The sequence below is a fragment of the Pseudomonas sp. NBRC 111143 genome (assembly GCF_001320965.1).
Classification (GTDB): domain Bacteria; phylum Pseudomonadota; class Gammaproteobacteria; order Pseudomonadales; family Pseudomonadaceae; genus Aquipseudomonas; species Aquipseudomonas machongensis.
On the sequence record NZ_BCBT01000014.1, the window covers coordinates 107,585 to 116,581 of the forward strand.

The following is an 8,997-nucleotide window of genomic DNA, read 5'->3' on the forward strand; positions in this document are numbered from 1 at the left end:
CACCATGCGCCAAGCGCAATCGCTGCACTTCTCGACCCACGACGGCGTCGAGCTGCACTACCGGCACTGGCCGGCCACCCGCAACGAGCACCAACCGCGCCGGGCACTGGTGATGTTCCATCGCGGGCACGAGCACGGCGGGCGCATGGCGCACCTGGCCGACGAACTGGACCTGCCCGGTTACGACATCTTCGCCTGGGACGCCCGTGGCCATGGCCTGTCGCCAGGGGCCCGTGGCGACAGTCCGAGCTTCGCCACCAGCGTACGCGACGTGCAGACCTTCATCGAACATATCCAGGCGCGGCACGGTATCGCCGAGCCCGATATGGTCGTGCTGGCGCAGAGCGTCGGCGCAGTGCTGATCGCCACCTGGGCCCACGACTACGCGCCCAAGGTGCGCTGCCTGGTGCTGGCCTCGCCGGCGTTCAAGGTCAAGCTCTACGTGCCCTTCGCTCGCCCCGGCCTGAAACTGCTCAAGGCCCTGCGCGGCAACTTCTTCGTCAACAGCTACGTCAAGCCGCGGCTGCTCACCCATGATCCGGAACGGGTGATGTCGTACACCGCAGACCCGCTGATCAGCCGACCGATCTCGGTGACCGTGCTGCTGGGCCTGTACGAGGCAGCCGACCGCGTGGTCGCCGACGCCCAGGCCATCCAGATACCGACCCAGTTGCTGGTGTCCGGCGCGGACTTCGTGGTGGAACGCGGCCCGCAGGAGCGTTTCTTCGAGCGCCTGGGCAGCCCGCGCAAGGAGATGCATATCCTGCCCGGCTTCTTCCACGACACCCTCGGCGAACGCGACCGCGCCCACGCCCTGGCGCGGATCGAGCGCTTCATCGCCCACTGTTTCGACGCACCGCTGCCTGCGCCTTCGCTGCTCGATGCCGACAAGGTCGGTGCCAGCTGCGCCGAGGCCGAGAGCCTGGCCGCACCGCTGCCGCACAACTCGCCGCGCGACCTCTACTGGCGCAGCTACCGCGCCAGCCTGCGCCTGGGCAAGGGGCTGTCCGAAGGGGTGAAGCTGGGTTTCGACACCGGCTTCGACTCCGGCAGCACCCTGGACTACGTGTACCGCAACCAGGCGACCGGCAAGGGCAAACTGGGCGAGCTGATCGATCGCAACTACCTCGATGCCATCGGCTGGCGTGGTATCCGCCAACGCAAGGTGCATGTCGAGGAACTGCTGCGCCTGGCCATCGCTCGCCTGCGCGAACAGGCACGACCTGTGCACATCGTCGATATCGCCGCCGGCCACGGCCGCTACATCCTCGAAGCGCTGCAGGAGCAATTGCCGGACTCGATCCTGCTGCGCGACTACAGCGAGCTGAACGTGCAGCAGGGCAGCGCGCTGATCGACGAAAAGGGCCTGGGCGAGATTGCCCGTTTCGTCCAGGGCGATGCCTTCGACCGCCAGAGCCTGGCGAGCCTCGACCCGCGCCCCACCCTGGCGGTGGTGTCCGGGCTCTATGAGCTGTTCGCCAGCAACCAACTGGTGGGCGACTCCCTGGCGGGCCTGGCCGACGCCGTGGAAGACGGCGGCTACCTGGTCTACACCGGCCAGCCATGGCATCCGCAACTGGAGATGATCGCCCGCGCCCTGACCAGCCACCGCGGCGGCGACGCCTGGGTCATGCGCCGGCGCAGCCAGGCCGAGATGGACCAGTTGGTGGAGGCGGCAGGTTTTCGCAAGATTGCCCAGCGCATCGACGAATGGGGCATCTTCAGCGTCAGCCTGGCCCAGCGGGTTCGCTGATGACGCGCGAAGCCGGGCTCATCCGGCGCGGCGTCCTGTGGCTGTTGCTGCTCGGGCCGTTCTTCTTCCTCAGTTACGGCCTGGCCAACACCTACACCGCCGGGCGCGACGATGTCGGCAGCCTGGTGTTCGGCTGGGAACGGCACATGCCGCTGTGGCCATGGACGATCATTCCGTACTGGTCGATCGACCTGTTGTATGGCCTGTCATTCCTGCTGCCGCTCACGCGTCGGGAGATGGACCGCCATGCCCTGGCGCTGTTGACCGCGCAGCTGGTCAGCGTCAGTTGCTTCCTGCTGTGGCCGCTGCGTTTCACCTTCGAGCGGCCGGAGCTGGCAGGCATGTTCGGCTGGCTGTTCGATGTGCTGATGGGCTTCGACAAACCCTATAACCAGGCACCGTCGCTGCATATCGCGCTGCTGGTGATCATCTGGAGCATGTTCGCCCGGCACACCCGCAAACCGCTCTGGCGCTGGGCCGTGCACGGCTGGATGGCCTTGATCGGGCTCTCGGTGCTGACCACCTGGCAGCACCACTTCATCGACCTGCCCAGCGGCGCACTGGTGGGGCTGCTGTGCCTGTGGCTATGGCCGCACCAGGGCGCGTTGCCGCTGCGCGAGGCGCATCTGGCGCGTGAGCCGAAACGCTGGCGGCTTGGCTTGCGCTATGGCATCGGCGCCCTGTTGTGTGCGCTGCTGGCCTTCAGGCTGGGTGGAGGGTGGCTGTGTTTACTGTGGCCGGCAGTGGCGTTGCTGGTGGTAGCGCTGAACTATGTGCTGCTGGGGGCCAGCGGGTTCCAGAAAGCTACGGATGGGCATCTGTCGAACGCCGCGACCTGGCTGCTGGCGCCTTACCTGGTTGGCGCCTGGATCAACTCACGAGCCTGGACATGGCGGCATCCGCAGGCAGATGAAGTATGCGACGGGGTGTATCTGGGACGGATTCCCGGATTGGGCGAGGCAGGTGATTTTGCGGCGGTGGTGGATTTGTGTGCGGAGCTACCCTGCCCATGGCCAGCCACAGCGCCTGTTGACCCTGTAGGAGCGGGCTTGCCCGCGAATGGGCCAGAACAGACAACCTACTTCAGCCTGCCCACCCTGGACCTCATCCCCCCAAGCCCCGCCCTGCTGCTCCAGGCCGCAGAAGTCATCGACCGCCTGCGCCAGCAAGGCCCGCTGCTGGTCTGCTGCGCCCTGGGCTATTCACGCAGCGCCAGCGCCGTGGCGGCCTGGCTGATCCACAGCGGCCGCTGCGCCGACATCGACGCCGCCGAAGCCCTCATCCGCCAGGCCCGCCCGGGCGTAGTACTGCACCCCGGCCACCGTCATGCCCTGCTGCAACTCGGAGTCCAGCCATGAACCTGCACCTGGTCGCCACCCTGCTAGCCCGCGGCCGACAACTGGAACGGCTGTCTGACGCCCTGACCCTGCTGGCCGTCGCCTACGGCCTCGCGCCACTGCTCGGCCTGCACCTGCATCCGCTGGCCAGTGCGCTGTGCATCGTGCTGCTGCTCCTCGGCCTTGCCCACAAGTACTGGGCGGTGCGCGTGGCCCTGGATGCCGAGCTCTTCGATCGCCTGGCCAGCAGTACCCAGCTCACTGACGACACCCGCGCCCTGGACCGAGCGCTGTTCGCGCTGAACCTCAAGGCCCGCGCCGACGACCCACGCGACTGGCCAACCCGCAGCCAGGCTGCACTCGCCCTGTTGCGCCGCCAGGCCCTGTGCCTGGGCCTGCAGTTGCTGTTGACCTTGGCTACCCTGCTGACACTGCCCTTCACCGGATGACCCGCACCATGCTCGCCGCCCTCACCGCCTTCGCCATCACCTCCGCCGCGCGCCTGATCACCGGCGCCCGTGCCCTGTGGCTCGGCTGCACGCCACAACCGGTGCAGCGCCTGTATTTCGCCAACCACAGCAGCCACGGCGATTTCGTCCTGCTCTGGGCCTCCCTGCCGGAGCCCTTGCGGCGCCGAACGCGGCCTGTGGCCGGCGCGGATTACTGGAACAAGCCCGGGCTGCGCAATTTCGTCATTCGCAAGGTGTTCAACGGCATCCTCATTGATCGCCAGCGCAGCGAAGGCCAGGACAACCCGTTGCAACCGGTGTTCGACGCCCTGGCCCAGGGCGATTCGCTGATCTTCTTCCCGGAAGGCACGCGCAATCTTGGAGACGATCCACTGCTGCCATTCAAGAGCGGCCTGTTCCACCTCGCCTCTGCCCAGCCGGAAATCGAGGTGGTACCGGTGTGGATCGCCAACCTCAACCGGGTGATGCCCAAGGGCCGCGCCCTGCCGTTGCCGCTGCTGTGCACGCTGAGTTTCGGCGAGCCATTGCAGGTGCTGCCTGACGAAAGCAAGCAGGCGTTTCTCGAGCGGGCCCGTCAAGCCTTGCTGAACCTGGCCCCGAAGGAAGCCTGAGATGGATCACAACACCTTGTCCCTGTTCGCCGGCATCGGCGCCCTGCTGCTCCTGGCCAGCGTCATCGGCCGCCTGCTCAAGTGGCGCGCAGGCTCCGCGCCGCACGCGGTGATCGACAACCTCAACGCACGCATCAACGCCTGGTGGGTGATGGTGCTGGTGATCGGCCTGGCCTTCGTGTTCGGCAAGTACGGCGTGATCGTGCTGTTCTATTGCGTGTCGTTCTACGCCCTGCGCGAGTTCATGACCCTCACCCCGACCCGGCGCAGCGACTACCCGGCGCTGGTGGCTGCGTTCTACGTCGCGTTGCCGGTGCAGTATTTGCTGATCGCCATGGACTGGTACGGCATGTTCAGCATCTTCATCCCGGTGTACCTGTTTTTGCTGCTGCCGATCCTCGCCAGCTTTGGTGGGGATACGACGCGCTTCCTGGAGCGCGCCTCGAAGGTGCAGTGGGGCCTGATGATCGCGGTGTACTGCGTGTCGTCGGTGCCCGCGCTGATGACCTTGGACATCCCCGGCTACGAGGGCCGCAACCTGCTGCTGATCGCCTGGCTGATCCTGGTGGTGCAGATCAGCGACGTGCTGCAGTACGTGTGCGGCAAGCTGTTCGGCAAGCGCAAGGTGGCGCCCAACCTGTCGCCGTCCAAAACCGTCGAAGGCCTGGCCGGCGGGGTGGCGTTGGCCACGCTGGTCGGCGCGCTGCTGTGCTGGATCACCCCGTTCAACTTCTGGCAGGCAGCGCTGATGGCGCTGACGGTCAACGCCATGGGTTTCTTTGGCGGCCTGGTGATGTCGGCCATCAAGCGCGACCGTGGGGTGAAGGACTGGGGGCACATGATCGAAGGGCATGGCGGCATGCTCGACCGCATGGATTCGGTGTGCTTCGCCGCGCCGGTGTTCTTCCACTTCGTGCGCTACTGGTGGGCCTAGCCCAGCGCAGGGTCGGGGTGCAGCGGTGTTGCGCCCTACCCGCCCCCACCGATCCTCACCACCAATACCCCCCTGGGGTATAAGCCCTGCGCGACACCCCGCTGGCTCACCCCCCTGAAATCACTTGAGGTAGGAGCGCAGCAGCGCAGCCACCTTGTCCGCCTCTTCCTGGCGCTCTTGGACGCTCAGCCCGTCTGCCACCAGGTGCTCGCGGATATGCCCTTCCATGACCTCGGCCATCAGGCCGTTTACCGCCCCGCGCACCGCAGCGATCTGCTGCAGGATCGCGAGACAGTCCTTCTCCTGCTCGAGCGCCTTCTCCAGTGCGCCGGCCTGGCCCTTGATCTTGCGCACTCGGGTCAGCAGCGACTTCTTGTTCTTCAACGTGTGTGCCATGGCGTCTCACATTATGATATGTATACTGGGGTATAGTATATTTCTGGATCATACGGGAGCATGATAAACCATGAAGGCCACCACCTCTGACAAATGGCTGCACAGCCATCAGTTCCACACCAGCAACCTCGGTGCCGAGCGCAAGACGCGCCTGGCCGTCTGGCTCACGGCGATCATGATGGTCGCGGAAATCGCCGGGGGCTGGTTCTTCAACTCCATGGCCCTGCTCGCCGATGGCTGGCACATGAGCTCGCATGCCCTGGCCCTGGGCCTTTCGCTACTGGCCTACGCCGCGGCGCGCCGCTATGCCACAGATCGGCGCTTTGCCTTCGGCACCTGGAAGATCGAGATCCTGGGCGGCTACTCCAGCGCCCTGCTGCTGCTCGGGGTCGCGGGGCTGATGGCCTTCCAGTCGGTCGAGCGCCTGCTCACGCCCGGTCCCATCCACTACGACGAGGCAATCTTCATCGCTGTGATCGGCCTTGGAGTCAACCTGATCTGCGCCTGGCTGCTGCGCGACGATCATGCCCACCACCACGAGCAAAACCATGAGCATGGCCACCACCAACACGACCTGAACCTGCGCTCGGCCTACCTGCACGTCATCGCCGATGCGGCGACCTCCGTGCTGGCTATCGTCGCCCTGGTGGCGGGCAAATTGTGGGGCGCCGCCTGGCTCGACCCAGTCATGGGCCTGCTTGGCGCAGTACTGGTGGCGCTTTGGGCAAGGGGACTGCTGCGCGACACCGGGAGGGTGCTGCTGGATGCCGAGATGGACGCGCCCCTGGTCGAAGAAATCCGCGAAGCGGTCGCCGCGCTGCCGGTCCAGGCGAGCATCACCGACCTGCACCTGTGGCGCGTCGGCAAAGACCAGTACGCCTGCATCCTCGGCCTGGCCTGCACCGCAGGCCTGAGTGCCGACCGTGTACGCCAGGCATTGGCGGAACACGAGGAGCTTGCGCATATCACCGTCGAGGTGAACGCCATAGCGCATCCAGACAGATGAATGTCGAGCGCAGGCAACCGTGCCTTTCGCCCAGCCCCTAAGGTGACGGGTCACTCAGCCCGTCATCAGGAGCCCTGCCATGTCCGACTTCATCACCGTCCTGCGCGAAACCTGTCCGACCCCGGTGGTCGATGCGACCAAGTGGAAACGCATCGGCGGCGACCCGCACACCGTCAACCTCAATGCCTACCTGTCGACCGATGGCAGCAAGATCATGGGCACCTGGATCTGCACGCCTGGCAAGTTCGAGGTCAACTACGAGAAGTGGGAGTTCTGCCACTTCCTCGAGGGCTACTGCATCATCACCCCCGAAGGCGAAGAGCCCAAGCACCTCAAGGGCGGCGATGTGTTCGTCATCGAGCCCGGCATGAAAGGCACCTGGGAAGTGGTCGAGACCGTACGCAAGTACTTCGTCTTCGCCTGACTGCGGCCGACGGAGCGGGCGTGCAGCCGGGCCGGCAGCTCAGCGCAGCGCCCGGTCCACCAGCACCTGCAAGCGACCACGGGAGCACTGCTCGACCCGCGCCTCGACGCCATATACCTGCGCCAGCAACTGCGGTTCGAGTACCTCGGCCGGGGTGCCGCAGGCCACCACCCGGCCCTTCTCCAGCATCACCAGGCAATCGGCATGGCTGGCCGCCAGGTTGATGTCGTGCAGCACCGCGACCGCCAACAGCCGATGGCGCACCACCCGCTCACGCACTGCATCCATCACCCGCAGTTGGTAGTGCAGATCCAGGGCGCTGGTCGGCTCGTCGAGCAACAGCACCTGTGGATTGCGCGCCAGCAACTGGGCCAGGGCCACCAGTTGGCGCTGGCCGCCGGACAGGCTGTCCAAGCCTTGCTCGGCCAGGTGCTCGATGCCCAACTGGCGCAGCGCATCGAAGGCGGTCGCCAACAGGTCATCGGCAGCCCCCACGCGCAGCGCAGCGACGATGCTCTCCAGCACCCCGAGCGCCAGCCCCGGCGGCAGTTGCTGTGGCATGTAGGCCAGGCGCCGGGCGCGTTCGGCGAAACTCAGGCGGGTAACGTCCTCATCGCCCAGGTGCACCGCGCCCTGCGTCCGCTCCAGCCCGGCCAGGGCCCGCAGCAGGGTGGACTTGCCCGCCCCGTTGGGCCCGACCAGCGCCACCAGGCTGCCCGTCGGCAACGGCGGCAGGCTCAGTTGCTGGATGATCCGACGCGCGCCATAGCTGACCGACAGCCCTTCGATACGCAAGCTCACAACCTTCTCCCCCGCCGGAACACCAGCACCACGAACACCGGGACGCCCACCAGGGCAGTGACGATCCCCACCGGCACGATCACTCCTGGCAGGATCAGCTTGCTGGCGATCGACGACAGCGACAGCAGCAACGCTCCGACCAGTGCACTCGCCGGCAGCAGGAAGCGCTGGTCCTCACCCACCAACAGGCGGGCGATGTGCGGGCCGACCAGGCCGATAAATCCGATGGTGCCGACAAAGGCCACGGCGGTCGCCGACAGCAGGCTGATGCGCAGCAGCGAGGCGACGCGCAGGCGCCGGGTGTCCACGCCGAAGCTGCGGGCACGGTCTTCGCCCATGCGCAGCAGGGTCATGGCCGGGGCGGCGCGCAGCGAGAACGGCAGCACCAGCGCCAGCACCGCAGCAAGAATGCCCAGCTTCTGCCAGTTGGCCCGCGCCAGGCTACCGAGGGTCCAGAACACCAGTTGCTGCAGCACATCCTCGGTGGCCAGCAATTGCAGCAACGACACCAATGCGTTGCAACTGAACACCAGCGCGATACCGAACAGCACGAGGCTTTCGACCCCGGCGCCGCGCAGCCGCGACATGGCCTGCAGCAGCAGTACCGACAGGCAGGCGAAGACGAACGCCATCACCGTCACCTGGGCGCTCGGCGTCAGCCAGGCAACCGACAGCGGATAGGCGATGGCCAGCGACGCACCCAGCGCCGCGGCAGAGGACACACCCAGGGTGAAAGGGCTGGCCAGCGGGTTGTCGAGGATCGCCTGCATCTCGGCGCCGGCCAGTGCCAGCGCGGCCCCGACCAGCACCGCCATCAGCGCGTAAGGCAGGCGCACGTTCCAGATGATCACCCGTTCGGTGGCGCTCAGTGCGTTCGGGTCGAACACCCCATGCAGCAGTTGTCCGAGCCCCATGCCGGAGGCGCCGCTGGCCAGGTCGCCGAGCACCGCCAGCGCCAGCAGCACGGCCAGCCCTCCGACCAGCCCGGCGCGCCGCCAGAGCAGGCGCCGATAACGCCAGGCAGCCAGCGCGGCGCCGTCCAGAGCCTGGGCGGTCACTTGGCGTCGATCCAGTAGTGGCCGTCCAGGCCGACCTTCAGCAAGTGGTTGATGTCGGTCATGGTCGCTTGCGGATCCAGATCCTTGAAGCGCTCGGGGTGAACCCAGCGAGCCATGGCTTCGATGGCGAGGATGTTGAACGGCGAGTTGTAGAAGTCATGCCACAGGCCATGGGCCTGGCCATCGCGAATCGGGCGCAGTGGTGCG

At 66.6% G+C, this 8,997-nt stretch carries 10 protein-coding genes and 1 pseudogene; 7 read left to right on the plus strand and 4 right to left on the minus strand.

Going from position 1 to position 8,997, the window contains the following annotated elements; translation table 11 throughout:
* Positions 1-4: 4 nt before the first annotated feature.
* Genes APH44_RS10685 through APH44_RS10705 form a run of 5 tightly spaced genes read left to right on the plus strand, consistent with a single transcriptional unit; the run spans position 5 to position 5,105 of the window.
* Positions 5-1,753 (plus strand): bifunctional alpha/beta hydrolase/class I SAM-dependent methyltransferase, encoded by a 1,749-nt coding sequence (locus APH44_RS10685; protein ID WP_054892663.1) that lies wholly within the window; start codon positions 5-7, stop codon positions 1,751-1,753.
* Positions 1,753-3,111 carry a phosphatase PAP2/dual specificity phosphatase family protein gene (locus APH44_RS10690; protein ID WP_054892676.1) on the plus strand — a complete coding sequence of 453 codons (1,359 nt, stop codon included), beginning with the start codon at positions 1,753-1,755 and terminating at the stop codon, positions 3,109-3,111. The genes APH44_RS10685 and APH44_RS10690 overlap by 1 nt, the downstream gene beginning before the upstream one ends.
* Positions 3,108-3,539, plus strand: a complete 432-nt coding sequence (locus APH44_RS10695; RefSeq protein WP_054892664.1) for a hypothetical protein — start codon at positions 3,108-3,110, stop codon at positions 3,537-3,539. The genes APH44_RS10690 and APH44_RS10695 overlap by 4 nt, the downstream gene beginning before the upstream one ends.
* 8 nt (positions 3,540-3,547) lie before the next feature.
* Positions 3,548-4,171 (plus strand): 1-acyl-sn-glycerol-3-phosphate acyltransferase, encoded by a 624-nt coding sequence (locus tag APH44_RS10700; protein ID WP_054892665.1) that lies wholly within the window; start codon positions 3,548-3,550, stop codon positions 4,169-4,171.
* A gap of 1 nt (position 4,172) precedes the next feature.
* On the plus strand, positions 4,173-5,105 hold the full coding sequence (locus APH44_RS10705; protein ID WP_054892666.1) for a phosphatidate cytidylyltransferase: 933 nt from the start codon (positions 4,173-4,175) through the stop codon (positions 5,103-5,105).
* Between the two features lie 120 nt (positions 5,106-5,225).
* Here APH44_RS10705 and APH44_RS10710 read toward each other — a convergent pair whose 3' ends face one another.
* Positions 5,226-5,501 carry a metal/formaldehyde-sensitive transcriptional repressor gene (locus APH44_RS10710; protein WP_054892667.1) on the minus strand — a complete coding sequence of 92 codons (276 nt, stop codon included), beginning with the start codon at positions 5,499-5,501 and terminating at the stop codon, positions 5,226-5,228.
* A 70-nt stretch (positions 5,502-5,571) separates the two neighbouring features.
* Between APH44_RS10710 and dmeF the strand changes: the two genes are divergently transcribed.
* Together dmeF and APH44_RS10720 are read left to right on the plus strand one after the other, a co-directional pair.
* Positions 5,572-6,507 carry a CDF family Co(II)/Ni(II) efflux transporter DmeF gene (dmeF, locus tag APH44_RS10715; protein WP_054892668.1) on the plus strand — a complete coding sequence of 312 codons (936 nt, stop codon included), beginning with the start codon at positions 5,572-5,574 and terminating at the stop codon, positions 6,505-6,507.
* Positions 6,508-6,586: 79 nt separating this feature from the next.
* Positions 6,587-6,931 carry a cupin domain-containing protein gene (locus APH44_RS10720; protein WP_054892669.1) on the plus strand — a complete coding sequence of 115 codons (345 nt, stop codon included), beginning with the start codon at positions 6,587-6,589 and terminating at the stop codon, positions 6,929-6,931.
* Between the two features lie 39 nt (positions 6,932-6,970).
* Here the strand turns inward: APH44_RS10720 and APH44_RS10725 are convergent, their stop codons facing one another.
* The 3 genes and pseudogenes from APH44_RS10725 to APH44_RS30075 form a co-directional block, all read right to left on the minus strand.
* On the minus strand, positions 6,971-7,732 hold the full coding sequence (locus APH44_RS10725) for an ABC transporter ATP-binding protein (protein WP_054892670.1): 762 nt from the start codon (positions 7,730-7,732) through the stop codon (positions 6,971-6,973).
* Complete coding sequence (locus tag APH44_RS10730; protein ID WP_054892671.1) at positions 7,729-8,790, minus strand: iron ABC transporter permease; 1,062 nt, start codon at positions 8,788-8,790, stop codon at positions 7,729-7,731. The genes APH44_RS10725 and APH44_RS10730 overlap by 4 nt, the downstream gene beginning before the upstream one ends.
* Positions 8,787-8,997, minus strand: a pseudogene (locus APH44_RS30075) (iron ABC transporter substrate-binding protein); the annotation flags it as partial. The gene APH44_RS10730 and the pseudogene APH44_RS30075, both read right to left, overlap by 4 nt.